A 24388-nucleotide genomic window follows, 5' to 3' on the forward strand; every position below is an offset into this window, starting at 1 on the left:
GCACCGGATGCCGTCTGCCATCGAACTGGCCCAAGGTGACGAGAAGCTCGTCGCCGCCGTGCACCGCGCGCGCCGCCTGATCGGCCGCAAGGCCCTCATGGCGGCCGCGGCCAGCGCCGTTCCCCTGCCCGGCGTCGACTGGATGGCCGACGCGGCGCTGCTCTCGCGGCTGGTGCCGCAGATCAGCGCCGAGTTCGGCCTGTCGGTCACCCAGGTCGAACGGCTCGCGCCGCACCAGCGCGAGCGCATCCAGAAGGCCGCCACCACGGTGGGCGCCCTGCTGGTGGGGCGGCTGGTCACGCGCGACCTGCTGATCCGGTTGGCAAAGCATGCGGGCGTGCGCCTGACCGCCAAGCAGGCGACCAAATACGTTCCCATTGCCGGGCAGATCGTTTCGGCCGCCCTCGGCTATGCCGCGCTGCGCGCGCTGGGCGAGCAGCACATCAAGGACTGCGTGCGCGTCAGCGCCACTCTCGCCTTAGCGCCGCCCGAACCGCACGCGAGCGCCTGAGCGCATCGTCGTCCAGCAACACCAGCGCCACCTGCAGCGCTCCGGCCAGGCCGAACACGCCCGCGCCCGCGAAGGCCGGCCTCGCGGCGCACAGCCCGTAGATCAGCGACGCGGCCGACAGCAACGCCAGCAGCACGCACAGCATGCGGTCGAGGCACAGCCCCGACGGCAACGAAAGGCGGCGCACCGCTTCACTCGCCGGCCCGCTTGCGCGGCGTGTAGACCCGGGCCGGCTGCACGACCTGGCCCGTCACTTCCTGTTCGTAGACGTTCAGCAGCGCCAGGTAGTGGCGCGACATCACATCGCGCACACGCCCCAATCCGATCTTGCTGACGGTGGGCTGCGGGATTCCAGTCCTCGCCTCGATCTGCTTCTGCGTGAGCCCCATGGCTCTCAGCGCCTGCACCAACTCGCGTGGTTTCACGGCAATTTCCTCCCTGTTTTTCATATTCTAGAGTCCACGCCGAATATTCATTTGAGCTTAAATCCCCGCGCATGGAGAGCATTGCCAGCCGCGCCCTCGCAGCGCGCAAATTCGCGAAGATGACGCAGAAGCAGGCGGAAGCCGTGTCGGGCGTCAAGCAATCGAGCATTTCGAAGATCGAGCGCGGCGACACCAGCCGTTCGATGAGCGTGCTCGCCCTGGCGCGCGCCTACCGTGCCGACCCGAACTGGCTCGACACCGGCGACGGCCCCGCGCCCTGGGACGAAGACCAGGTACGCCCCGCGCGCGACCGCGCCGACGAGCCGCCCGGCCCCTACCGCGTGACCCGCACGCCCCCCGCCGGCCCTTCGTACAACCCGCGCACGCCGCAGACCGTGCCGCTCATCGAATGGCCGGACGCCGCACGATGGGACAGCCGCGAAGTGTCAGACCAGCCCCGGGCCGAGCGGTGGATTCCGTGCATTGCCCACCATAGCCTCCAAACCTACGCGCTGCGCATGCGCGGCGACAGCATGACCGCGGCCAGCGGCCACCTCAAGAGCTATCCCGCAGGGTCGATCGTCTTCGTCGACACCCAGCTCAAGACGCCGGCCGACGGCGAGCGCGTCATTGCCAGGCTGGAAGACAGCGGCGAAGTCACCTGCAAGGTCTACAAGGAAGAAGACGGCCGTCGCTGGCTGCTGCCGCTGAACCCGAAGCACGAGCCCATACGCACCGCTTTCACCGTGCTGGGCACCGTCATCGGCAAGTGGGAAGACGAAGACTGAATGCGCGAGCGGCGGGCAAAAAAAAGCCCGCACGAAGGCGGGCTTCAAGGTGACCTGCTGGAGGAGGGAGGATCAGAGGATTGCAGGCCACAGGGAGAAACTTGAATATCGCTTGCGAACCTGCTTGCAACCTGACCTCGCTCAAAGCTAATTCCAGGCTAATTCTTCTCCCGGGCCGCCTTACTTGGGCAGAAGCACCTTGTTGACCACGTGGATCACGCCGTTCGACTGGTAGACGTTGGGGATCGTCACCGTGGCGGTACCGCCCTTTTCGTCGGTGATCATGATCTTGCCGCCCTTTTCCTTGGCCACGAGCACGCCGCCGGCCACGGTCTTCAGCTCGGCGGAACCCTTGCCGGCCTTGATTTCCTTCTTCAGCTCGGCCGCGTCGAGCTTGCCCGACACCACGTGGTACGTCAGCACGCCGGTCAGCGCGTCCTTGTTCTCGGGCTTGAGCAGGGTGTCGACGGTGCCGGCCGGCAAGGCGGCGAAGGCGGCGTTGGTAGGCGCGAACACGGTGAACGGGCCCGGGCCCTTGAGCGTGTCGACCAGGCCCGCGGCCTTGACTGCGGCCACCAGCGTGGTGTGGTCCTTCGAATTGACGGCGTTGTCGATGATGTCCTTGGTCGGCAGCATCGGCGCACCGCCCACCATGACCGAAGCCGCGATGGCCGAAACGGCACCGGCGGACATGGCGAAGGCGAGAGTGACGGCTGCGAGACGATGAAGTTTGCGTTGCATGGAAATGCTCCAGGTTGTTGAATGGACCCCCGTGAAAATCGCGGCGGCTGCGATCAGTACGGCGCCATGTGCACAACAGATTCGGCCGGCGGGACAAAAAAGCCGGCCGAGCCCGTCCGCACTTGACACCGCTGCGAAGCATTTCGCGCCGTGTAATACCAATTTCGTCGCGCCGGCCTCGCGGCAAGAAGCGATTGCTGCGAGATTCACGAAAGAGTCAGGTCTCCCGGCGTTTCCGGGTGTACAACCGCTGCCCCATGCCAAATCAAGAAAACAAAGCGTCGGAGGATCACCCCATCAAGCCGCGCGCGGTCTCCGTGCGCCGCCTCGCGGGGTGGCCCGTTCAAGGTGCCGTGCTCGGCACCGCCTTGCTGCTGAGCGCCTGCGCGGTCGGCCCGGACTTCAAGACCCCGGAGTTGCCCGCCGCCGCCCAAGGGACTGACTACACGCCCGCGCCGTTGCCCTCGCGCACGGCCCAGGCCGACGGCCCGGCCGGACAGGCGCAGGAGCTGGTGGCCGGCCGCGACATTCCCGCCCAGTGGTGGGACGTGTTCCGCTCCGAGCCGCTCGACCAGCTCATCCGCGCCTCGCTGGCCCAGAGCCCCACGCTCGCGTCGGCGCAGGCCGCGCTGCGCCAGGCCGAGGCCACCTACGAGGCCAAAACGGGCAGCCTGTGGCCGCAGGTCTCGGCCCAGCTCGGCGTGCAGCGCGAGCGCGCTTCCGAAATCACCAGCCAGGTGCCCGGCGGCCAGTTGCTCACGCTGTACAACGCCAGCGTCAACGTCTCCTACAACCTCGACGTGTTCGGCGGCACGCGCCGCCAGATCGAGGGCGCCCAGGCCGCCGTCGACACGCAGCGCTACCAGGTCGAGGCGGTGTACCTCACGCTCACCTCCAACCTGGTGACCACCGCCATCCGCGAGGCCTCGCTGCGCGCGCAGCTGCAGGCCACGCGCGAAGTGCTGCAGGCGCAGACCGCGCAGCTCAACGTGATCGAAAAGCAGTTCGACACCGGCGCGATCCCCAAGTCGATCGTGCTGCAGCAGCGCACGCAGGTCGCGCAAACGCAGGCCACGCTGCCGCCCATCGAGAAGGCACTGGCGCAGACCCGCCACCAGCTCGCGGTGTTCGCCGGCCGGCTGCCGTCCGAGGCGGGGCTGCCCGAGTTCGACCTCGCCAGCCTCTCGCTACCGCAGGCGCTGCCGCTGTCGCTGCCCTCCGAACTCGCGCGCCAGCGGCCCGACGTGCGCGCCAGCGAAGCGCAGCTGCACCAGGCCAGCGCGGCCGTCGGCGTGGCCACCGCCAATCTCTATCCGCAGATCCAGCTGAGCGCCAGCTACGGCAACAACGCGCTGCGCGCGCGCGACCTGTTCACCGGCCCGACCACGCTGTGGAGCATCGGCGCCGGGCTCACGCAGCCGATCTTCAACGGCGGCGCATTGCGGGCGCAGCAACGCGCCGCGGTGGCGGCCTACGACTCGGCGGCGGCGCAGTACCGCAACACCGTGCTCGGCGCCTTCCAGAACGTGGCCGATGCGCTGCGCGCGCTGGAGCTCGACGCCATCGCGCTGCAGAACCAGGCCGCGGCCGAATCGCTCGCCAGGCAGTCGCTCGACTTGTCGACCGCGCAGTTCCGCGCCGGCGCCGTGAGCTACGTCACGCTGCTCACCGCGCAGCAGGCCTGGCTGCAGACGCACACCGCGCTGGTGCAGGCGCAGGCTGCGCGCTATGCCGACACCGCCGCGCTCTTCCAGGCGCTCGGCGGCGGCTGGTGGAACCGCGCCGAGCTGGCCAACGCGACCCTGGCGCCGACCGTGCCCGCCGCGCCCGCTGCCGCTGCCGCAACCGCGGCCCCCGTCCGGAACTGACCCCATCGACCCCGCGGCGGCACCACACTCCCCTGCCACCGCGCCCCAACCCCTCATCCATAACTCGAAGAGAAGCCTACCCATGACCCGGAGAATGATCATCATGATCGGCTGCGTGCTGCTGCTGGTCGCCGCGCTGGCGCTCGGCAAGTTCCTGCAGATCCGCGCGCTGATTGCGGCCGTGCCCAAGCCGGGTCCGCAGACCGTGTCGACCGCCGAAGTGCAGAAGCTGCAGTGGCAGTCGCAGTTCACCGCCGTCGGCACGCTCAACCCGGTGCGCGGCGCCGACCTGAGCACTGAAGTCGCGGGCCTGGTGCACACCGTGCACTTCAAGTCGGGCCAGGACGTGAAGGCCGGCGCGCTGCTGGTCGAACTCAACGCCGATTCCGACATCGCCCTGCTGCATTCCGCCGAAGCCGCCGCCGCGCAGGCCGCCACCGTGCTCAAGCGCGACCAGGCGCAGCTCGCGGTGCAGGCCGTGAGCCAGGCGCAGATCGACGCCGACACCAACGACCTGAAGGCCAAGCGCGCGCAGGTCGAGCAGCAGGCCGCCGTCGTGGCCAAGAAGTCCATCCGCGCGCCCTTCGCGGGCAGACTGGGCATCAGCGCGCTCAATCCCGGCCAGTACGTGAACGCCGGCGACAAGCTGGTCACGCTGCAGACGCTCGACCCGATCTACGTCGACTTCACGCTGCCGCAGCAGCAGCTCGCAGGGCTCGCGGTCGGCCAGGTGGTGAACCTCACGGTCGACACCTTCCCGGGCCAGACCTTCAGCGGCAAGATCAACGCGATCAGCCCCAAGGTGGACGCCGCCACGCGCAACGTGCAGGTGCAGGCCACCATCGCCAACCCCAAGCAGGTGCTGCTGCCGGGCATGTTCGCGAACGTGAAGATCGACATCGGCGGCATACAGGAATACCTGACGCTGCCCTCCACCGCCGTGACCTACAACCCCTACGGCTCGACCGTGTACGTGGTGAAGCCGGCCGATCCGCCCAAGGCCGGTGCACCGGGTACGCCCGGCACGCCTGCACCGGCGCCCGCCACCGACGCCTCCGGCAAGCCCCAGCTCGTGGCCCAGCAGATCTTCATTGAAACCGGCCCGACGCGCGGCGACCAGATCGCCATCGTCAAGGGGCTGCAAGCCGGCCAGGTGGTGGTGAGCAGCGGCCAGAACAAGCTGAAGAACGGCACGCCGGTCACGGTGGACAACAGCGTCAAGCCATCCAACGACCCGGCGCCGACGCCGCAGGAAAAGTGAGGCCCCGCGCATGAACTTCACCGACATCTTCATCCGCCGGCCGGTGCTGGCGATGGTGGTGAGCCTGCTGATCGTGGTGCTGGGGCTGCGTGCGCTGGCGGGCCTGCCCGTCAACCAGTACCCCAAGACCGAGAACGGCGTGGTCACCATCAGCACCGCCTACTACGGCGCGGACGCGGCCACGGTCGCGGGCTTCATCACGCAGCCGCTCGAAGCCGCCGTGTCGCAGGCGCAGGGCATCGACTACCTGTCGTCCTCCAGCAGCCTGGGCGTGTCGACCATCACCGCCACGCTGCGGCTGAACTACGACTCCAACCGCGCGCTGACCGAGATCAACACGCAGGTCAACTCCGTGCGCAACCAGCTGCCGCCGCAGGCGCAGCAGCCGGTGCTCACGGTGGCCACGGGCCAGACGACCGACGCGATGTACATCGGCTTCTACAGCGACACGCTGCCAAACAACAACGTGACCGACTTCCTGGTTCGCGTGGTGCAGCCCAAGCTGAACGCCATTCCGGGCGTGCAGACCGCGGAAATCCTGGGTGCGCGCACCTTCGCGCTGCGCGCCTGGCTGGACGCGCAGAAGATGGCCGCCTTCGGCGTGACCGCCACCGACGTGAGCGCGGCGCTCTCCGCCAACAACTACCTGGCCGCCGTCGGCCAGAGCAAGGGCCAGATGGTGAGCGTGCCGCTCACGGCCGGCACCTCGCTGCACAGCGTGGACGAGTTCAAGCAGCTGTCCATCAAGAGCAGCAACGGCGCCATCGTGCGGCTGCAGGACGTGGCCAACGTGACGCTGGGCTCGGAGAACTACGACTTCAACGTCGCGTTCAACGGCGTGCGCTCGGTGTTCATCGGCATCAAGGTAGCGCCCGAGGCCAACATCCTGGACGTGGCCAAGCAGGTGCGCACCGTGTTCCCCGACCTGCAGTCGCAGCTGCCCTCCGGGCTGACCGGCAAGATCGTCTATGACTCGACCGACTTCATCAACACCTCCATCAGCGAAGTGATCAAGACGCTGGTCGAGGCGCTGGTGATCGTGACGGTGGTGATCTACCTGTTCCTGGGCAGCTTCCGCGCGGTGGTGGTGCCCGTCATTGCGATGCCGCTGTCGCTCATCGGCACCTTCTTCATCATGCTGGTACTGGGCTACTCCATCAATCTGCTCACGCTGCTGGCGCTGGTGCTGGCGATCGGGCTGGTGGTGGACGACGCGATCATCGTGGTGGAGAACGTCGACCGGCACATGCGGGAGGGCAAGTCGCCCATGCAGGCCTCGCTGCTCGCGGCGCGGGAGCTGGGCGGGCCCATTCTTGCCATGACGGTGGTGCTGGTGGCGGTGTACGTGCCCATCGGCTTCCAGGGCGGGCTGACCGGATCGCTCTTCACCGAATTCGCATTCACGCTCGCGGGCTCGGTGGTGGTGTCGGGCATCGTGGCGCTCACGCTGTCGCCGATGATGTGCTCGCGCTTCTTCAAGCCCGAGCAGGACAGTGGCAAGTTCGCGATGAAGATCGAGCACATCTTCGAGCGCGTGCACCACCGCTACCAGCTCATCCTGCGCAGCGTGCTCAAGACCTGGCCGGTGATGATCGTCATGGGCGTGATCCTGGTGGCACTGCTGTTCGTGATGTTCAAGATGTCGAAGTCGGAGCTTGCACCCGAGGAAGACCAGGGCATCGTGCTGTCGCAGGTGGTGGGCGCGCCCACGGCCACCATCAACCAGATGCAGACGTACGCGGACCAGATCTTCAAGGTCGCGCACGACACGCCCGAGTACGCGCAGCTGTTCCAGCTGACCGGCGTGCCCAGCACCAACGCGGGCATTGCCGGCGTGCTGCTCAAGCCCTGGGACGAGCGCACCCGCAGCGCACACGACATCCAGACCGACCTGCAGAAGCGCTGGAACGGCATTGCCGGCGCCAAGGTGGTGGCCTTCCAGTTCCCGGCGCTGCCGGGCGCCTCGGGCCTGCCGGTGCAGTTCGTCATCAAGACGACCGAGCCCTTCGAGAACCTGAACACCCTCGCGCAGCAGGTCATGGACAAGGCGCGCGCCGACGGCAAGTTCTACTACATCGACGCCGATCTGAAGATCGACCTGCCGCAGGCCACCGTGGTGGTCGACCGCGACAAGATCGCCACGCTGGGCATCACCCAGCAGGACGTTGGCAACGCCATGGGCGCGGCGCTGGGCGGCGGCTACGTCAACTACTTCTCGATCTCGGGGCGCTCGTACAAGGTGATTCCGCAGGTGCAGCAGGTCGACCGGCTCAACCCGTCGGACGTGCTCAACTTCTACATCAAGACGCCCAACGGCGTGGTGCCCGCGAGCACCGTGGCGAGCCTGAAGTACTCGGTGCAGCCGGAGACGGTCAACCACTTCCAGCAGCTCAACTCGGTGACCATCCAGGGCGTGCCCAGCGGCACCCAGGGCGAGACGCTGGAGTACCTGCGCGGCGTGGTGCAGCAGCTGGCGCCCAGCGGCTATTCGGTGGACTACTCGGGCCAGTCGCGCCAGTTCGTGCAGGAGTCGGGCAACTTCGCCATCACCTTCGTGTTCGCGCTGATCATCGTGTTCCTGGCGCTGTCGGCGCAGTTCGAGAGCTTCCGCGACCCGGTGGTGATCCTGGTGTCGGTGCCGCTCGCGCTCTTCGGCGCCATGATCTTCATCTTCTGGGGCTTCGCCTCGATGAACATCTACACGCAGGTGGGCCTGGTGACGCTGATGGGCCTCATCAGCAAGCACGGCATCCTGATCGTCGAAGTGGCCAACCGGCTGCAGAAGCAGGGCCTGAGCAAGCTAGACGCCATCGTCGAGGCGGCCGGCACCCGGCTGCGCCCGATCTTGATGACCACGGCCGCGATGGTGTTCGGCGTGCTGCCGCTGGTGATTGCCTCGGGCGCGGGCGCCGCCGGCCGCAAGGCGATGGGCATCGTGATCTTCAGCGGGCTGTCGATCGGCACGCTGTTCACGCTGTTCGTGGTGCCTGCGATGTACCTGGCCATCGCGGCGCGGCACCAGAAGGAAGAAAAGGAAGAAGAAGGCACCGCCACTGGCGCACCGGCACTGCCGGGCAGCGTGGCACCGGAGGCCTGAGCGCTGCGCTCATCCATTCATCCGGCATGAAAAAGCCCGTGGTCGAGAAGACCGCGGGCTTTTTTACTTCAATCGCAGCGGTAGAAGACCTCGCCCTCGGAAACGCGCCTGGCCGGGTCTTCCGCCCCCTGGTTGGCCAGGAAGCGCATCGGCGCGCCGAAGTTGCGGCAGTAGTTCTCGGCATCCTGCGCGGTCGGCGACTTGAAGACGCCGTTGCCGAGCGGTGTGTAGCGAGGGGCCGTGCGGGTGACGCACCCGGCGGCCAATGCAGCGGCCAGGGCGATGACGGAAAGAGAAATGAAGCTGCGCATCGGAAAGGTCAGTGGCCGCACGACGAGCCGGCCGAAGATGAGGAACGGGCGACTGTAGCCGCTTCCTCAGCCCGCGTAGCGCTTTTCGAGCGCGTCCAGCTCGGGCTTGCGCACCAGCCGCTGGCGCTCGGCGAAGGGCACGACCAGTGCCGGGTCTTCGTCCACGCGCCGGGTCTCGCGCAGCACCGTCAGCGCCTTCTGCATGCCGGCGACTGCGCCCTGCAGCGCCGCGTTCGCGTACAGCACGATGCCGTAGCCCAGGCCGGCCAGCTCCTCGGCGCCGAAGATCGGCGTCTTGCCGCCGATCACCATGTTCATCAGTTGCGGCTTGTTCAGGCGCTGCGGCAGCGAGCGGATTTCGTCGGCCGTGGTCACGGCCTCGACGAACAGGATGTCGGCGCCGGCCTCGCTGAACTTCTGCGCACGCTCGATGGCGGCATCGAAGCCCAGGGTGGCTGCTGCGTCGGTGCGGGCCATGATGAGCAGGTCGGGGTCGGTGCGCGCATCGACGGCGGCCTTGATCTTGTTCACCGCTTCCTCGGTGGAGATCACATCCTTGCCCGAGAAATGGCCGCAGCGCTTGGGCGCCACCTGGTCTTCGAACTGGATGCAGTCGGCGCCGGCACGCTCGAGCACGCGCACCGTGTGGCGCACGTTGAGCGCGTTGCCGAAGCCGGTGTCGGCATCGACGATCAGCGGCAGGCCCACCGCGTCGCGGATGCGCGCCGTGTGGTCGGCGATTTCGTGCAGGCCCATGAAGCCCTGGTCGGGCAGGCCGAACCACATGTTGGTGACGCCCGCGCCGGTGACGTAAATGGCTTCGAAGCCCAGGTCTTCGATCACGCGCGCCGACAGCGCGTTGAAGGCACCCGGCACCAGCACGCCTCGGCGCGCCTCGGCCAGGGATCGGAGGGTCTTGCGAGTCGACATCGGTTTTTCCTGTGTATGAGTCGGTGAAAAAAGATCAGGAGGCGTCGCCGGGTATGCGGACCCAGCCTTCCATCAGCACGCGGGCGCTGCGGCTCATGACGGCCTTGGTCACTTGCCATTCGCCATCGACCTTGTTCGCCTGCGCCCCCACGCGCAAGGTGCCCGAAGGATGGCCGAAGCGCACGGCCTCGCGTTCGCCGCCGCCGGCCGCCAGGTTCACCAACGTGCCCGGAATGGCGGCGGCCGTGCCGATGGCCACGGCCGCAGTGCCCATCATGGCGTGGTGCAGCTTACCCATGGACAGCGCGCGCACCAGCAGGTCGACATCGCCCGCGCTCACCTGCTTGCCGCTGGAGGCGGTGTAGCCGGCGGGCTTTGCCACGAACGCGACCTTGGGCGTGTGCTGCCGGCCGGCCGCTTCGTCGATGTGCTTGATGAGGCCCATGCGCACGGCGCCGTGGGCACGGATGGACTCGAACTTCGCGAGCGCGGCGGGGTCGCCGTTGATCGCGTCCTGCAGTTCGGTGCCGGTGTAGCCGATGGCTTCGGCGTCGACGAAGATGGTCGGGATGCCGGCGTTGATCATCGTTGCCCGCAGCGTTCCCACACCTGGAACCTCCAGATCGTCGACCAGTTGGCCGGTCGGGAACATCGCACCGCCCGCGCCCTCTTCTTCCGCCGCCGGGTCCATGAATTCGAGCTGCACTTCGGCCGCCGGGAAGGTCACGCCGTCGAGTTCGAAGTCGCCTGTTTCCTGCACCGCGCCGTCGGTCATGGGCACGTGCGCCACGATGGTCTTGCCGATGTTGGCCTGCCAGATGCGCACCACGGCCACGCCGTTGCGCGGCACCCGGCCGGCGTCGACCAGGCCGTTGCTGATGGCAAAGGGGCCGACGGCGGCCGAAAGGTTGCCGCAGTTGCCGCTCCAGTCGACGAAAGGCTGGTCGATCGACACCTGGCCGAACAGGTAGTCCACGTCGTGGCCCGGCCGCTCGCTCTTCGAGAGGATGACCGTCTTGCTCGTGCTCGAGGTGGCGGCGCCCATGCCGTCGATCTGCTTGCCGTAGGGGTCGGGGCTGCCGATGACGCGCAGCAGCAGCGCGTCGCGTGCCTTGCCGGGCACCCGGGCCGCGTCGGGCAGGTCTTGCAGGCGGAAGAACACGCCCTTGCTGGTGCCGCCGCGCATGTAGGTGGCGGGAATCCTGATCTGTGGTGCGGAAGCCATGATGCGTGCAATTGTCGGTTCAGGAGGCTGCGGAGGCAGGCACGGTAGAGGCCAGGAAGTCCTGCGCGAAGCGCTGCAGCACGCCGCCAGCTTCGTAGATCGACACTTCCTCCGCGGTGTCGAGGCGGCATGTCATGGGCACTTCGAGCCGTTCTCCGTTGCGCCGGTGGATGACGAGCACGAGGTCGGCGCGCGGCTTGCGGTCGCCTTCCACGTCGTAGGTCTCGGTGCCGTCCAGGCCCAGTGTCAGGCGGTTGGTGCCGGGCTTGAACTCCAGCGGCAGCACGCCCATGCCGATCAGGTTCGTGCGGTGGATGCGCTCGAAGCCCTCCGCCGCGATGGCTTCAACGCCCGCCAGCCGCACGCCCTTGGCGGCCCAGTCGCGCGACGAGCCCTGGCCGTAGTCGGCCCCGGCCACGATGATCAGCGGCTGCTTGCGCTGCATGTAGGTCTCGATGGCTTCCCACATGCGCATGACCTGCCCTTCCGGCTCCACGCGCGCCAGCGAGCCGGCCTTCACCGTGCCGTCGGCGTTGCGCACCATCTCGTTTCTGAGCGTGGGGTTGGCGAAGGTGGCGCGCTGCGCGGTGAGGTGGTCGCCGCGGTGGGTGGCGTAGGAATTGAAGTCTTCCTCCGGCAGGCCCATCCTGTGCAGATACTCGCCGGCCGCGCTGTCCATCATGATCGCGTTGGACGGCGAAAGATGGTCGGTGGTGATGTTGTCCGGCAGCACCGCCAGCGGACGCATGCCGCTGAGCGTGCGTTCGCCGGCCAGTGCGCCTTCCCAGTACGGCGGTCGGCGGATGTAGGTGGACGCGGCGCGCCAGTCGTACAGCGGCGTCACCTTCTCGCCGGTGTCGGGCTCAATGGCGAACATCGGCTCGTACACCCGGCGAAAGTGCTCGGGCTTGACGCTCGACTTCACGATGGCGTCGATTTCCTCGTCGGCGGGCCAGATGTCCTTCAGGCGGATTTCCTTGCCGTCGATCACGGTGAGCACGTCTTTCTCTATGTCGAAGCGCACCGTGCCGGCAATGGCGTAGGCCACCACCAGCGGCGGCGAGGCAAGGAAGGCCTGCTTCGCATACGGGTGGATGCGCCCGTCGAAGTTGCGGTTGCCCGAGAGCACCGCCGTCGCATACAGGTCGCGCTCGACGATCTCCTGCTGGATGACGGGGTCCAGCGCGCCCGACATGCCGTTGCACGAGGTGCAGGCATAGGCCACCACGCCGAAGCCGAGCTTTTCCAGCTCGCCCATGAGGCCCGCTTCCTGCAGGTACAGCGTCACGGCCTTGGAGCCGGGCGCCAGCGACGACTTGACCCAGGGCTTGCGCGTGAGGCCGACGCGGTTGGCGTTGCGCGCCAGCAGGCCGGCGGCGATCACGTTGCGCGGGTTGCTGGTGTTGGTGCAGCTGGTGATGGCCGCAATGATCACGGCGCCGTCGGGCATGCGGCCCGGCTCGTCTTTCCACGGCGCGGCGATGCCGCGGGCCGCGAGATCGGTGGTGGCCACGCGCGCATGCGGGTTCGACGGGCCGGCCATGTTGCGCACGACCGTGGAAAGGTCGAACTGCAGCACGCGCTCGTACTGCGCGTCTTTCAGCGCATCGGCCCAAAGGCCGGTGTGCCTGGCGTAGGTCTCGACAAGCCGCACCTGCTCGTCGGCTCGGCCGGTGAGGCGCAGGTAGTCGATGGTCTGCTGGTCGATGGCGAACATGGCCGCCGTGGCGCCGTATTCGGGCGCCATGTTCGAGATGGTCGCGCGGTCGCCGAGCGTGAGGCTCGAGGCGCCCTCGCCGTGGAACTCCAGGTACGCCCCCACCACCTTCGACTTGCGCAAAAACTCGGTCAGCGCCAGCACCACGTCGGTAGCGGTGATGCCCGGCTGCGGCCGGCCCGAGAGCTTCACGCCGACGATGACGGGCAGGCGCATCCACGAGGCGCGGCCCAGCATCACGTTCTCGGCCTCCAGGCCGCCCACGCCGACGGCGATCACGCCCAGCGCGTCGACGTGCGGCGTGTGGCTGTCGGTGCCGACCAGCGTGTCGGGGAAGGCCACGCCGTCCTGCGCATGCACCACGGGCGACATCCGCTCCAGGTTGATCTGATGCATGATCCCGTTCCCCGGCGGGATCACCTCCATGTTCTTGAAGGCCCGCTTCGTCCATTCGATGAAGTGGAAGCGGTCTTCGTTGCGCCGGTCCTCGATGGCGCGGTTCTTCTCGAAGGCATCCGGGTCGAAGCCGCCGCACTCCACCGCCAGCGAATGGTCGACGATGAGCTGCACCGGCACCACCGGGTTCACCTGGGCCGGGTCGCCGCCCTGCTGTGCAATGGCATCTCGCAGCCCGGCCAGGTCGACCAGCGCGGTCTGCCCGAGGATGTCGTGGCACACCACGCGCGCCGGGAACCACGGGAAATCGTGTTCCCTCTTTCCATCGACGATCTGCGTCAGGCTTTGCCGGAGGATGGACGGGTCGCAGCGGCGCACGAGGTTCTCGGCATGCACGCGCGAGGTGTAGGGCAGCGTGGCCCAGGCGCCCGGGCGGATGGCCTCGACGGCTTCGCGTGCGTCGAAATGGTCCAGCGAAGTGCCGGGGAGGTTCTTGCGGTATTGGATGTTCATGGGGCGGCGCTCGGGCCCGCACAACGCGTGCGGACTCGCTTTTTTCTCTTGTCTCTTCTTCTCTTTTTACTTCCGATCCTGGATCGGCGCGAACTTCAGGTCTTCCGGCCCGGTGTAGTTGGCGCTCGGCCGGATGATCTTGTTGTCGATGCGCTGCTCGATGATGTGCGCGGCCCACCCCGAGGTGCGCGCGATGACGAACAGCGGCGTGAACATCGCCGTGGGCACGCCCATCATGTGGTAGCTCACGGCGCTGAACCAGTCGAGGTTGGGGAACATCTTCTTGACCTCCCACATCACGCTCTCCAGGCGCTCGGCAATGTCGAACATCTTGGTAGAGCCGGCCTCTTCCGACAGCGATTTCGCCACGCCCTTGATGACCACGTTGCGCGGGTCGCTCACGGTGTAGACCGGGTGGCCGAAGCCGATCACCACTTCCCCGGCCTCCACGCGGCGACGGATGTCGGCCTCGGCCTCGTCCGGCGCGTCGTAGCGCTTCTGGATCTCGAAGGCCACCTCGTTGGCGCCGCCATGCTTGGGCCCGCGCAGCGCGCCGATCGCGCCGGTGATGGCCGAGTACATGTCGGAGCCGGTGCCGGCCACCACGCGCGCGGTGAAGGTGGAGGCGTTGAACTCGTGCTCGGCGTAGAGGTTGAGCGATGTGTGCATCGCCCGCTCCCAGCTCGCCGAGGGCTTGCGGCCGTGCAGCAGGTGCAGGAAGTGCGCGCCGATCGAGTCGTCGTCGGTTTCCACGTCGATGCGCTTGCCCTGCGTCGACCAGTGGTACCAGTACAGCAGCATCGAACCCATCGAAGCCATCAGCCGGTCGGCGATGTCGCGCGCGCCGGGCAGGTTGTGGTCTTCCTTCTCGGGGAGCATGCAGCCCAGCGACGAGACGCCGGTGCGCATCACGTCCATCGGGTGGGCGCCGGCGGGCAGTTGCTCCAGCGCTTCCTTCAGGCTCGCGGGCAGGCCGCGCATCGACTTGAGCTTCGCCTTGTAGGCGCGCAGTTCCGCGGCCGTGGGCAGCTTGCCGTGCACGAGCAGGTGGGCAATTTCCTCGAACTCGCAGACCTGCGCAATGTCGAGAATGTCGTAGCCGCGGTAGTGCAGGTCGTTGCCGGTACGCCCGACCGTGCACAGCGCGGTGTTGCCGGCGGTCACGCCGGACAGGGCCACGGATTTCTTGGGCTTGAAGCCGGGGGCGGCGGGGGTTGCGATGTCGTTCATGCTGCTTCCTTTTCTGGATTCGGGTGTGCTGGATATGCCTTGGGTATGCGCCTGGGCCGTCCGCTCTTGTCGACGACGACCATCTCGAAAAAGGAGCGCAGCGCCTCGCGCGGCGCCTGCCCCAGTTGCTCGAAGGTGCCGGCGACGCTGACCGTGAGCGAACTGCGGCCCTGCCGGCTGACCCATGCGCGCAGCCGCAGCACGCTGCCGACCGGCACGGGTGCCAGGAACTGCGCGTCGCCGCAGCCGGCCATGACCACGTCGGCCTGCGCGAAAGCCCGTGCCGCCAGGAAGGCCGCCTTGGACATCAGCATCAGGGCGTTGCCGCCGAACAGCGTGCCGTAGTGGTTGGCGTGCTCCGGGAACACGATTTCGGTGAGTTCGAGCGCTGTGTCCCGGTTTGTCATGGTTCGCAATTTACGCAAATGCACACCCATAATGAAGGCCTGAATTGGCCAATCATTGCGAATGAGAAACCCCTTTTTTGCAAATCTTGCGAATACTCAGCTTTCGCAAAACGGCGCGCATTCCGAAGGAACCTCACGATGAGCAAGACATTCATGGGCGTGCGGCTGCGCAAGCTGCGCGCCGAACGCGGCATGACGCAGGTGGCGCTTGCCCAGGCGCTGGGCCTGTCGCCCAGCTACCTCAACCAGCTGGAGCAGAACCAGCGGCCGCTGACCGTGGCCGTGCTGCTCAGGATCAGCCGCACGCTCGGCGTCGACGTGCAGCAGTTCTCGGAAGACGAGGAAGCCCGCCTCGTCTCGAGCATGCGCGACGCGCTGGCCGACAACCCCGGCGGAGAAGCCGTCGCCCTGCCCGAGCTGCGCGAAGTGGCCTCGCAGATGCCCGCCGTGGCGCGCGCGCTGCTCGCGCTGCACCGCCGCCACCAGGAAGCCATGGAGCGCCTGGAGATCATGGCCAACGAACTCGGCGACGGCCGAGGCGAGCTGACGAATGCGCGCCCCATGCCTTTCGAGGCGGTGCGCGATTTCTTCTTCGCGCACCAGAACCACTTCGAGGAACTGGACCTGCTGGCGGAAAAGCTCGCGGACGAAGCGCGCGGCCACGGCGGCTCGCTGTCCGAATGGCTGCAGTCGCGGCTCATGAATCAACACGGCGTGCGCGTGGTGCCCACGGACGACGACGCCATGGACAGCCAGCGCCGCTACGACCCCGCCAGCCGCGTGCTGCGCCTGTCGGGCAGCCTGGAGCCCGGCCAGCAGTCGTTCCAGCTGGCGACCCAATTGGCATTGCTGGAGCAGACGAAGCTGATCGAGTCGCTGCTGGAGAGCGCCAACTTCAACGACGCCCCGACGCATGCGCTGGCCCGCATCGGGCTGGCGAACTACTTCGCCAGCGCCGTGCTGCTGCCCTACGGAATTTTCCTGAAGGCCGCGGAAACCCTCCGCTACGACATCGACCTGCTGGCGCGCCGCTTCGGCGTCGGCTTCGAGACCATCTGCCACCGCCTGAGCGCCATGCAGCGGCCCGGCGCACCCGGCGTGCCGTTCTTCTTCATTCGCGTGGACCGCGCCGGCAACATCTCCAAGCGGCAGTCGGCCACGCACTTCCACTTTTCAAAGACTGGCGGCACCTGCCCGCTGTGGAACGTGTACGAAGCCTTCGCGCAACCCGGGCGCGTGCTGCGGCAACTCGCGCGCATGCCCGACGGGCGCACCTACCTGTGGGTGGCGCGCACGGTGTCGCACGGGCAGCGCGGCTTCGCCTCGCCCAGCAAGACCTTCGCCATCGGCCTGGGATGCGACATCCGCCATGCGCCGCGGCTGATCTACGCCAAGGGCCTGGACCTGACCGACCAGGACGTGCCCACCCCCATCGGCATGGGCTGCAAGGTGTGCGAGCGCGTGGCCTGCCCGCAGCGGGCGTTTCCGTTCATCGGGCGGGCGCTGGACGTGAACGAGAACGAAAGCCGGTTCACGCCCTACGCGGTGGCGGATACCTGAGCCTCCAAAAAAGCAGCCCGCACGGAGGCGGGCTGAATGGCCCCCATCTCGCAAAGGGCCTGTGGAGGGAGGTGCCCGTCGGAGGAATCAAACGGGCAGCGCGATGATCGCGGCCAATCTGGGAGACTTCGTGGAGGACGCCTGCGCCGGCGGCTATTTGCGGTTCGCGGCTCTTGTCGGCATCGCGACCCGCACTTCGGCCACTTCGGCCACTTCGGCCACTTCGGCGGCGCGCGCCCGCAGCTGGCCGCAGCCGCCGTCGACGTCCTGCCCCGCCGAATTGCGCAGCTTGGTCAGGATGCCGCGCTCGTGCAGCGTGCGGGCCATCTGCTCGCAGCGTTCCCACGACGGCCGGCTGAACGCCACGCCGTCGATCGCGTTGAAGGGAATCATGTTCAGCACGCAGTACTTGCCCGAAAGCAGCCGCACGATGCCATCGATCTCGTCCTGCCCGTCGTTCACGCCTTCGAGCAGCGTCCACTGGTACTGGATCGGGTAGCCGGTGGCCCGCGCATAGCGCTCGCCTTCGGCGACCAGTTCTTCGGGCGTCATGTTCGGCGCGCGCGGAAGCAGCTTCCTGCGCAGCTCGGCCTTGGTGGTGTGCAGCGAAAGCGCCAGCGCTGGCCTGACGCGCTCCTGGAGCAGCCGCTCGAACACGCGTGGATCGCCAACGGTGGAGAACACCAGGTTCTTGTGGCCGACGTTGCCAACCGTGCCGAGCAGCTCGATGGCTTCCAGCACGTTGTCGAGGTTGTGGGCCGGCTCGCCCATGCCCATGAACACCACCTTGCGCACCGGCCGGCGCATTCGCGCAAGCGCTACCTGGGCAATGATCTCGGCGCTGCCCACTTGCCGCAGCAGGCCGTCGCGGCCCGTCATGCAGAACTGGCACCCGACGGCGCAACCGACCTGCGACGAGACGCAAAGGCCGTCGCGCGGCAGCAGCACGCTTTCGACGGTCTGGCCGTCCGCGAGCGCCACCAGCAGCCGCTCGGAACCGTCGGCACCCGGGTGGACTGCATGGATGCGCGCCAGCCCCTCAAGTTCGGCTTCGATGGACGGCAGGGCTTCCATCAGCGACGACGGGAAAAAGCTCGCCGGCAGGCGCCTGCCGCTGTTGCGCGGCAGCGCATGGGACCACAACCGCAGGATCCGCTGCTCGTGGCTGGGGCCCGCGCCGGCTTCCCGGAGTCGTCGTTTCAGTTCGTGGATTCGCATGCAATGTGGGGGGCTGTAGGCCCCGGATTGTGCCCGGCGGGCGCAGCGCGCCGCTTTGGTGGCGGACAATCCGGGCATGGCCCAAGGCAAACGAATTTCAGTCGATATCGGGGAAGACGCTCTCCAGACCATCAAGGCGCTGGGCGCCGCAGCCAAGCTGGCGCGCACCAGTGCCGGCGAAGGCCAGGCCGCCGCGGCGGCGCGGCTGGGCGTGCATGTGCAGACGATTGCGCGGATCGAATCGGGGGAGCCCGGGGTTTCGGTCGGGCACATGGTGGGGCTGCTGGCGCTTTATGGGATCTCGGTGAGGCTGGAGCAGCCTGGGGCAAATGAATCGCGGGAGCCCTAGCGCAGCCCCGCACCCTCCTCCTTCGACAGCTTGGTAAACGACAGCAGCGACAGCAAAGTCATCGCGCCCACCACGCCGAAGGCCGGAGAAAAATCTTCCGCCGTGAGCCGATCCGCGCCGCTGCCGTTCCACCACGCCGCCAGCGTGACCAGCGTGGCGCCGAGCGTCACGCCCAGGCTCAGCGACAGTTGCTGCGCCATGCTGTTCAGCGTGGCCGCGTGGCTCATGCGCGGCTTGGGAATCTGCGAGAAGCCCAGTGTCTGCAGCGACACCATGGCCATCGAGTTCACCAGCCCGCCAAACAGCAGCGTGATGAAGATCTGCACATGCGGGGTGGTCGGGCGGAAGTGGCCGTAGCTCACGTAGCAAAGGCTGGTCAGGCAGGTCGCGCCGACCAGCAGCGAGCGGAAGCCGATCGTGCGTATCGCCTTGGCCATGACGGTGCGCGTGGCCAGCGAGCCCAGCGCGGTGGCCATCGTCAAACTGCCCGAGGCCAGAGGCGAGAGCCCGAAGCCCAGTTGCAGCATCAGCGGCAGCAGGAACGGCGAGGCACCGATCGCAATGCGCAGCGGCGTGCCGCCGATGATCGATGCGCGATACGTCGGGAACCGCAGAATGCCAAGGTCGATCAGCGGGGCCGCCTTGCTGCGGCTGCGCAGGTGATACACCAGCGACATCAGCACGCCGAAAGCCGCCATCGCCAGGATGGCCGGCACCGGCAGCAGTGACTTGCCCACCATCTCGAGGCTGCCGAGCAGCGCCGTCAGGCCCACGGCCAGCAGCACGAAGCCTTCGATGTCGAAGGGCGCGGGCGAGCTGTCTTCAGGCAGGTCGTTGATGAAGCGCAGCGCGCCGGCAATCGCAAGCAGGCCGAACGGGATGTTGACGAGAAAGATCCAACGCCACGAGGCCAGCGTGACGATGGCGCCGCCGAACAGCGGCCCGGCCAGCCGGCCGAACGCGGGCGGCACGGTGAACCACACCATGGCCGACACCATCTGCGCCGGCGGAACGCTGCGCAGCAGGATGAGGCGCCCCACCGGCAGCATCATCGCGCCGCCCAGCCCCTGCAGCACCCGGAACGCCACCAGCTGAGGCAGCGTCTGCGCCGCGCCGCACAAGGTGGAACCCAGCGAGAAGAAAGCCACCGCCACGCAGAACACCCGCCGGGGCCCGAAGCGCTCGGCCAGCCAGCCGCTGACGGGAAGGAACACCGCCAGGCTCAGCAGGTACGAGGTGATCGCGAGGTTCAGGTGCAGCACGCTCACGTCGAGCGCATTCGCGATGGTCGGCAGGGCCGTGGCCATCACCGAGGTGTCCAGGTTCTGGAGAAACAGTGGCGAGGCGACGATGAGGGGAACGATGCGGTGACGGGGCGGCATGGGGCCATTGTCGTTATACGCAGGGCTTGACAGGCCTGAACCCCGTCCACGCTGCCGTAAGCAATGGGGGACGGGCGCGCTCGACCGTATCGGCCTCAACGCGCCAATGGCGAGCGTCACCCCATGGCAGGCCTTGTCGGCGCGGGACCACACGGCTGTGCGCCGTGTGTCCTCACGGCGCGTCGCGCTGCGCGCTTACGGTGAATGTTCTTCCTGATCGCACACATCCACCGCGATTCCATTCCTTCGCTTCACTTTTCTGGAGTTCCGACATGACGACGACCACCACCGACCAACGCAAGCTCTGGGACCTCATCAAGGACACCCGCTTCGGCATGCTGACCCACCGCCACGGCGACGGCCAATTGCACAGCCATCCGCTGACCACGCAAAACAAGGACGGCGACGACGTGGGCACGCTTTACTTCTTCGTGCCGAAGAACGGCGACATCGCGCGCCACGTCGCCACCGACCCGGTGGTGAACATCGCGTATGCGAACACCGACGACGACAGCTACGTCTCGGTATCAGGCCGCGCCGCGCTGCTTGAGGACCAAACTAAGAAGGAGGCGCTCTTCAACAAGATGGCGCAGGCCTGGTTCCCCGACGGCCCGACAGACCCCAACCTCGGCCTGCTCGCCGTGACCGTGTCGGATGCCGAGTACTGGGACGTGGACGACAGCAAGATGGTGCAGCTGTACAAGATGGCGAAGGCTGCTGTCACGGGAGAACCGCCGAAGGATCTCGGTGAGCACAAGAAGGTCGCGCTCTGAGCAAAGGGCCGCAAGTTGTTCATACTGCGAGCTACTCCGCCGCAAAAAAAAGAGCGCTCGGCCTGTATGGCGAGCGCTCTGGAGTTCTGGTAGGACGTACTGGATTCGAACCAGTGACCAACGGATTAAAAGTCCGCTGCTCTACCAACTGAGCTAACGTCCCGGAACCAATTTTTGCTTCTTGCCGGCGTTGAATCCAGCAAAGCCTAAGATTATAGCGCGAGGTTAGAGGCTATTTTGTCGAGAGCCCAACCTGCCGCACACTGACCGAAAGTAGCGGTCACGCTGACCACCGATCCGTAGCCGTGGCAGTTGAGCGAACCGTCGCCTTCGATCGCGCACGAAGCATCGGGCGGCGCCACGCTTTCTCGGCTGAACACGCAGGTCACGCCGATCTTGCGGCCTTCGCGTGGAGCGCCATGCTCCTTGCGCAGGCGCTGGCGCAACTGGGCCAGCAGCGGGTCGTGCGTGACGAGCGACAGGTCGTCGATGTCGACCTTGTGCGCCTGTCGCTTGCCGCCCGCCGCGCCAACGGTGATGAAGGCGGCGCGCGATGCTCGTGCCCATGCGGCCATCGTCAGCTTGGCCTTCACCTGGTCGCATGCATCGACGACGGCCGTCACCGGCCCGTTCGTGGCCTGTGCGGCTTCGAGCACGGTCGTCCAGTTGCCTGGCTCCACGAACTCGTCGACCGCGAGCACCTTGCACTCGGGGTTGATCTGCGCAATGCGATCGCGCATGGCCTCGACCTTCGCCTGCCCCACGGTCGCATCGAGCGCGTGGATCTGCCGGTTGATGTTCGACTCGGACACGTGGTCGAAGTCGACCAGCGTCAGCCGCCCCACCCCGCTGCGTGCCAGCGCCTCGACCGCCCACGAGCCTACCCCGCCGATGCCGACGACCAGCACGTGCGCATTGCGGATGCGCGCGGCACCCGCCACGCCGTACAGGCGCTCCAGGCCGCCGAAGCGGCGCGCATAGTCAGGCGCCGCGGTGTCGATGACGACATCCGCGGCGGCAAGAGGAGTGGTGATTGCGGCAGTGATGATCGCGCTCAAGCGGAAAGCTCCGCCCGCATCAGCGCAAACGCGAGAGGCGTTCGCGGCCGGCCTGCGCGGCTTCGGACTGCGGGTAGGCCTTGGTCAGGTCTTCCAGCGTGCGGCGCGCGGCGCGCGTGTCCTTCAGTTCGATCTGGCAGTTCGCGATCGACAGCACGGCCTCGGGGGCCTTGGCATGGTCGGGCGCGAGCGAGAGCATCGAACGGAAATTCGCGATCGCCTCGTTGTAGTTGCGCGTGGCGTACTGGGCGTTGCCGAGCCAGAACAGCGCCGAGGCGTTGTAGCCGCTCTGCGGGTAGCGCTTGACGAATTCGGCGAACGCGGTCTGCGCCTGCGCGAACTGGCCAGAGCGGAATACACCAAGGGCGGCGTCGAAATCGGCTTTTTCCTTCGGATCGGCGTTGAACTCGCGGCCGTCCACCGACACCTTCGAGGGCTCGCTCTGCTTGAGCTTGTCGTCGAGGGTGGTCTGGCGGGACTGCATTTCGCTCACGGTACGCGTGAGCTGCTCGTTCTGGCCGGTCATGCGCGCCAAATCGCCTCGCATCTGCTCGATCTGGTTCTGCAGATCGAGCAGGCTGCGACGCAATTGCCCGTTCTCGTCGGTCAGTCGCTGGTCGGTTTGCTGGCGCATGGCCTCGACGCGCTGGCGCAAGTCGAGGATGGCGCGGCGAGCCTCGTCATCCTCGAACAGTGCGGCCTGCGACCCCACCGAGACACAAAGCAAGGCGGCAGCCAGCGCCGCGCCTCGCAATACAGCGCGGTGCATCACTGGCGGTACGTGATTTCGGCGCGACGGTTCTGCGCCCAGACTTCTTCACCCGAACCCTGGACGGCCGGCTTTTCCTTGCCGAAGCTCACGGCTTCGATCTGGTTGTCGTTCACGCCCAGCAGGGTCAGTGCACGACGCACGGCTTCCGAACGCTTCTGGCCCAGCGCCAGGTTGTATTCGCGGCCGCCGCGCTCGTCGGTGTGACCTTCGATCGACACGCGGCGCTGCGGGTTGGCCTTGAGGAAACGTGCATGACCATCGATGGCCGACTGGAACTCGGGCTTGACCGTGTAGCTGTCGTAATCGAAGTAGATGATGCGCGCCACGCCCACCGGACCTTGCGCGGTGCCCGCGTTCGGATCGATGGTCACAGGAGCCACGGCGCTAGCGCCACCTTGCTGGCCGCCGGCGGTGCCGGAGCGGTCGGTCACCGGCGTTTCGTTGAGCTTGGTGCCCGACGAGCAACCGGCAATAAGGGCCACGATGGCCAGCGAATAGATCGTACGTTTCAACATTTCGAACTCCTCAAGTAAACCTAATCATTGCTTTTGAAACGGACCCCAGTCCGGTTCTCTTATGTCTCCCGCCTGCCCAGCCAGTCGTGCCTTTATTTTTCCATCCAAAGTGGTCGTCATCAGGGCTTCGCGGCCTTGCAGCTGCGTGGCATAGACGATCAATTTGCTGTTCGGGGCAAAACTCGGGCTCTCGTCGGCGGTGGTGTCGGTGATGGCGCTGACATTGCCGGTGGCCAACTCCATAACATGGAGTTTGAACGCACCTCCCACGCGGGAGATGTAGGCCAACCACCGGCCATCGCCGCTGACAGCCGGAGAAATGTTGTAGGTGCCGCTGAAGGTCACCCGTGTCGGGCTGCCGCCGCTGGCGCCCATCTTGTAGATCTGCGGGGCACCGCCACGGTCGCTGACGAAGTAGATCGTGCTGCCGTCGGCGGAGAACGCCGGCTCGGTGTCGATGCTCGAGCTTTGCGTCAGGCGGCGCGGTTCGCCGCCGCCGGCCGGAATGGTGAAGAGCTGCGAGCCGCCGTCGCGGCTGAGGGTGACGGCCAGCGAATTGCCGTCGGGTGCCCAGGCCGGTGCGCTGTTCGATCCCTTGAAGTTCGCGAGCAGGCGGCGCTGGCCGCTGGCCACGTTGTGCACGTAGACGACCGGCTTGCGCGACTCGAAGGACACGTATGCCAGTTGCTGGCCGTTGGACGACCAGCACGGCGAGATGATGGGCTCGGGGCTGGCCAGCGCGGCTTGCGCGTTCTCGCCGTCGGCGTCGGCCACCCACAGCGAATAGCGGCTGCCGGCCTTGGTAACGTAGGCGATGCGCGTCGAGAAGATGCCCTTTTCGCCCGTCAGCTTTTCATAGACGTAGTCGGCAATGCGGTGCGAGGCCAGGCGCAGGTCGCCTTGCGGCACGGTGTAGCTCTGCCCGCCGAGATCCTGTCCCTTGACCACGTCCCACAGCCGGAAACGCACGTCGAAGCGGCCGTCCGCCAGGCGGCTGACGCTGCCCACCACGAGCGAGTCGGCGGTGCGCTGGCGCCACAGCGACAGGTCGGGGCGCGAGGCCTCGTCCAGCGCCTGGCCCGAGGCGTCGACGCCACGGAACTGGCCGCTTCGCTCCAGGTCGGCCTGGACGATGTCGGAGATTTTCTGCGGGGAGGATTCCTGTCCCTTGAAGGGAACGAGCGCGATCGGCAACTGCGTCAGCCCGACGCCCGACACTTCGACCCGGAACTGGGCCAGTGCAGGAAGCATGGGAGTGGCGGCTAGGGCCGCGATGAGAGTGCGGCGTGCAAATAGCGATGAAGAAGGAGTTGGAATTGGAGTTGGCAACGGCTTGTTCAT

23 protein-coding genes and 1 tRNA gene are annotated in these 24388 nt (G+C 67.1%); 8 read left to right on the forward strand and 16 right to left on the reverse strand.

Features of this window, described 5'->3' with window-relative positions; translation table 11 throughout:
- The first annotated feature begins 7 nt into the window (after positions 1-7).
- Positions 8-511, forward strand: coding sequence for a hypothetical protein (locus ACQY8B_RS11760; protein WP_422086873.1), 504 nt, complete (start codon positions 8-10; stop codon positions 509-511).
- Here the strand turns inward: ACQY8B_RS11760 and ACQY8B_RS11765 are convergent.
- A complete protein-coding gene (locus tag ACQY8B_RS11765) occupies positions 462-698 on the reverse strand; it encodes a hypothetical protein (RefSeq protein ID WP_422086874.1) in 237 nt (78 codons plus the stop codon). The genes ACQY8B_RS11760 and ACQY8B_RS11765 overlap by 50 nt on opposite strands.
- 4 nt (positions 699-702) lie before the next feature.
- Positions 703-936 (reverse strand): helix-turn-helix domain-containing protein, encoded by a 234-nt coding sequence (locus ACQY8B_RS11770; RefSeq protein ID WP_422086875.1) that lies wholly within the window; start codon positions 934-936, stop codon positions 703-705.
- Between the two features lie 71 nt (positions 937-1007).
- Here ACQY8B_RS11770 and ACQY8B_RS11775 point away from each other — a divergent pair, with 71 nt between their 5' ends.
- The gene (locus ACQY8B_RS11775) at positions 1008-1724 is read left to right on the forward strand and encodes a helix-turn-helix domain-containing protein (protein WP_422086876.1); all 717 of its coding nucleotides are present in this window, start codon (positions 1008-1010) and stop codon (positions 1722-1724) included.
- A gap of 180 nt (positions 1725-1904) precedes the next feature.
- Here ACQY8B_RS11775 and ACQY8B_RS11780 read toward each other — a convergent pair whose 3' ends face one another.
- Entirely contained in the window at positions 1905-2465 is a 561-nt protein-coding gene (locus ACQY8B_RS11780; protein WP_081270516.1) for a fasciclin domain-containing protein, read from the reverse strand.
- Between the two features lie 257 nt (positions 2466-2722).
- On the opposite strand from ACQY8B_RS11780, the gene ACQY8B_RS11785 reads away from it, so the two are divergent.
- The 3 genes from ACQY8B_RS11785 (at position 2723) to ACQY8B_RS11795 (ending at position 8691) form a co-directional block, all read left to right on the forward strand.
- Positions 2723-4333 carry an efflux transporter outer membrane subunit gene (locus tag ACQY8B_RS11785; protein ID WP_422086877.1) on the forward strand — a complete coding sequence of 537 codons (1611 nt, stop codon included), beginning with the start codon at positions 2723-2725 and terminating at the stop codon, positions 4331-4333.
- An 82-nt stretch (positions 4334-4415) separates the two neighbouring features.
- Positions 4416-5594 carry an efflux RND transporter periplasmic adaptor subunit gene (locus tag ACQY8B_RS11790; protein ID WP_422086878.1) on the forward strand — a complete coding sequence of 393 codons (1179 nt, stop codon included), beginning with the start codon at positions 4416-4418 and terminating at the stop codon, positions 5592-5594.
- Positions 5595-5604: 10 nt separating this feature from the next.
- Complete coding sequence (locus ACQY8B_RS11795) at positions 5605-8691, forward strand: efflux RND transporter permease subunit (RefSeq protein WP_422086879.1); 3087 nt, start codon at positions 5605-5607, stop codon at positions 8689-8691.
- 68 nt (positions 8692-8759) lie between these two features.
- Here ACQY8B_RS11795 and ACQY8B_RS11800 read toward each other — a convergent pair whose 3' ends face one another.
- The 6 genes from ACQY8B_RS11800 to ACQY8B_RS11825 all read right to left on the reverse strand — a co-directional run bounded on the left by ACQY8B_RS11800 (position 8760) and on the right by ACQY8B_RS11825 (position 15420).
- Positions 8760-9002, reverse strand: a complete 243-nt coding sequence (locus ACQY8B_RS11800) for a hypothetical protein (protein ID WP_422086880.1) — start codon at positions 9000-9002, stop codon at positions 8760-8762.
- 66 nt (positions 9003-9068) lie between these two features.
- Entirely contained in the window at positions 9069-9932 is an 864-nt protein-coding gene (locus tag ACQY8B_RS11805) for an isocitrate lyase/PEP mutase family protein (RefSeq protein WP_422086881.1), read from the reverse strand.
- Between the two features lie 34 nt (positions 9933-9966).
- Positions 9967-11157, reverse strand: coding sequence for a 2-methylaconitate cis-trans isomerase PrpF (prpF, locus tag ACQY8B_RS11810; protein WP_422086882.1), 1191 nt, complete (start codon positions 11155-11157; stop codon positions 9967-9969).
- A gap of 19 nt (positions 11158-11176) precedes the next feature.
- Positions 11177-13783: a Fe/S-dependent 2-methylisocitrate dehydratase AcnD gene (acnD, locus tag ACQY8B_RS11815; protein ID WP_422086883.1), complete on the reverse strand. Its 2607-nt coding sequence runs from the start codon at positions 13781-13783 to the stop codon at positions 11177-11179.
- Between the two features lie 66 nt (positions 13784-13849).
- Positions 13850-15013 carry a bifunctional 2-methylcitrate synthase/citrate synthase gene (prpC, locus tag ACQY8B_RS11820; protein WP_422086884.1) on the reverse strand — a complete coding sequence of 388 codons (1164 nt, stop codon included), beginning with the start codon at positions 15011-15013 and terminating at the stop codon, positions 13850-13852.
- Complete coding sequence (locus tag ACQY8B_RS11825; RefSeq protein ID WP_422086885.1) at positions 15010-15420, reverse strand: acyl-CoA thioesterase; 411 nt, start codon at positions 15418-15420, stop codon at positions 15010-15012. Before ACQY8B_RS11825 ends, prpC begins: the two co-directional genes overlap by 4 nt.
- Positions 15421-15558: 138 nt before the next feature.
- Here ACQY8B_RS11825 and ACQY8B_RS11830 point away from each other — a divergent pair, with 138 nt between their 5' ends.
- A complete protein-coding gene (locus ACQY8B_RS11830) occupies positions 15559-16980 on the forward strand; it encodes a short-chain fatty acyl-CoA regulator family protein (RefSeq protein ID WP_422086886.1) in 1422 nt (473 codons plus the stop codon).
- Between the two features lie 153 nt (positions 16981-17133).
- Here ACQY8B_RS11830 and ACQY8B_RS11835 read toward each other — a convergent pair whose 3' ends face one another.
- Positions 17134-18198, reverse strand: coding sequence for an RNA methyltransferase (locus ACQY8B_RS11835; RefSeq protein WP_422086887.1), 1065 nt, complete (start codon positions 18196-18198; stop codon positions 17134-17136).
- A gap of 76 nt (positions 18199-18274) precedes the next feature.
- Here ACQY8B_RS11835 and ACQY8B_RS11840 point away from each other — a divergent pair, with 76 nt between their 5' ends.
- Positions 18275-18547: a helix-turn-helix domain-containing protein gene (locus ACQY8B_RS11840; RefSeq protein WP_422086888.1), complete on the forward strand. Its 273-nt coding sequence runs from the start codon at positions 18275-18277 to the stop codon at positions 18545-18547.
- On the opposite strand, the gene ACQY8B_RS11845 is transcribed toward ACQY8B_RS11840, so the two are convergent.
- Entirely contained in the window at positions 18544-19929 is a 1386-nt protein-coding gene (locus tag ACQY8B_RS11845) for an MFS transporter (RefSeq protein WP_422086889.1), read from the reverse strand. The two genes, ACQY8B_RS11840 and ACQY8B_RS11845, sit on opposite strands and share 4 nt — an antisense overlap.
- A gap of 272 nt (positions 19930-20201) precedes the next feature.
- Here ACQY8B_RS11845 and ACQY8B_RS11850 point away from each other — a divergent pair, with 272 nt between their 5' ends.
- On the forward strand, positions 20202-20702 hold the full coding sequence (locus tag ACQY8B_RS11850) for a pyridoxamine 5'-phosphate oxidase family protein (protein WP_422086890.1): 501 nt from the start codon (positions 20202-20204) through the stop codon (positions 20700-20702).
- 87 nt (positions 20703-20789) lie between these two features.
- Here ACQY8B_RS11850 and ACQY8B_RS11855 read toward each other — a convergent pair.
- From ACQY8B_RS11855 to tolB, 5 genes are all read right to left on the reverse strand, one after another.
- A tRNA-Lys gene (locus ACQY8B_RS11855) sits at positions 20790-20865 on the reverse strand.
- Between the two features lie 49 nt (positions 20866-20914).
- The gene (locus ACQY8B_RS11860) at positions 20915-21736 is read right to left on the reverse strand and encodes a tRNA threonylcarbamoyladenosine dehydratase (protein WP_422089184.1); all 822 of its coding nucleotides are present in this window, start codon (positions 21734-21736) and stop codon (positions 20915-20917) included.
- A 43-nt stretch (positions 21737-21779) separates the two neighbouring features.
- Positions 21780-22529 (reverse strand): tol-pal system protein YbgF, encoded by a 750-nt coding sequence (gene ybgF, locus ACQY8B_RS11865; RefSeq protein ID WP_081270502.1) that lies wholly within the window; start codon positions 22527-22529, stop codon positions 21780-21782.
- On the reverse strand, positions 22529-23047 hold the full coding sequence (gene pal, locus ACQY8B_RS11870) for a peptidoglycan-associated lipoprotein Pal (RefSeq protein ID WP_106934644.1): 519 nt from the start codon (positions 23045-23047) through the stop codon (positions 22529-22531). Before pal ends, ybgF begins: the two co-directional genes overlap by 1 nt.
- 24 nt (positions 23048-23071) lie before the next feature.
- Positions 23072-24298 carry a Tol-Pal system beta propeller repeat protein TolB gene (gene tolB / locus ACQY8B_RS11875; protein ID WP_422086891.1) on the reverse strand — a complete coding sequence of 409 codons (1227 nt, stop codon included), beginning with the start codon at positions 24296-24298 and terminating at the stop codon, positions 23072-23074.
- Positions 24299-24388: the final 90 nt, after the last annotated feature.

Origin of the sequence: Variovorax sp. (assembly GCF_965279555.1) — a bacterium.
In the GTDB taxonomy this organism is placed as follows: Bacteria; Pseudomonadota; Gammaproteobacteria; order Burkholderiales; family Burkholderiaceae_C; genus Variovorax.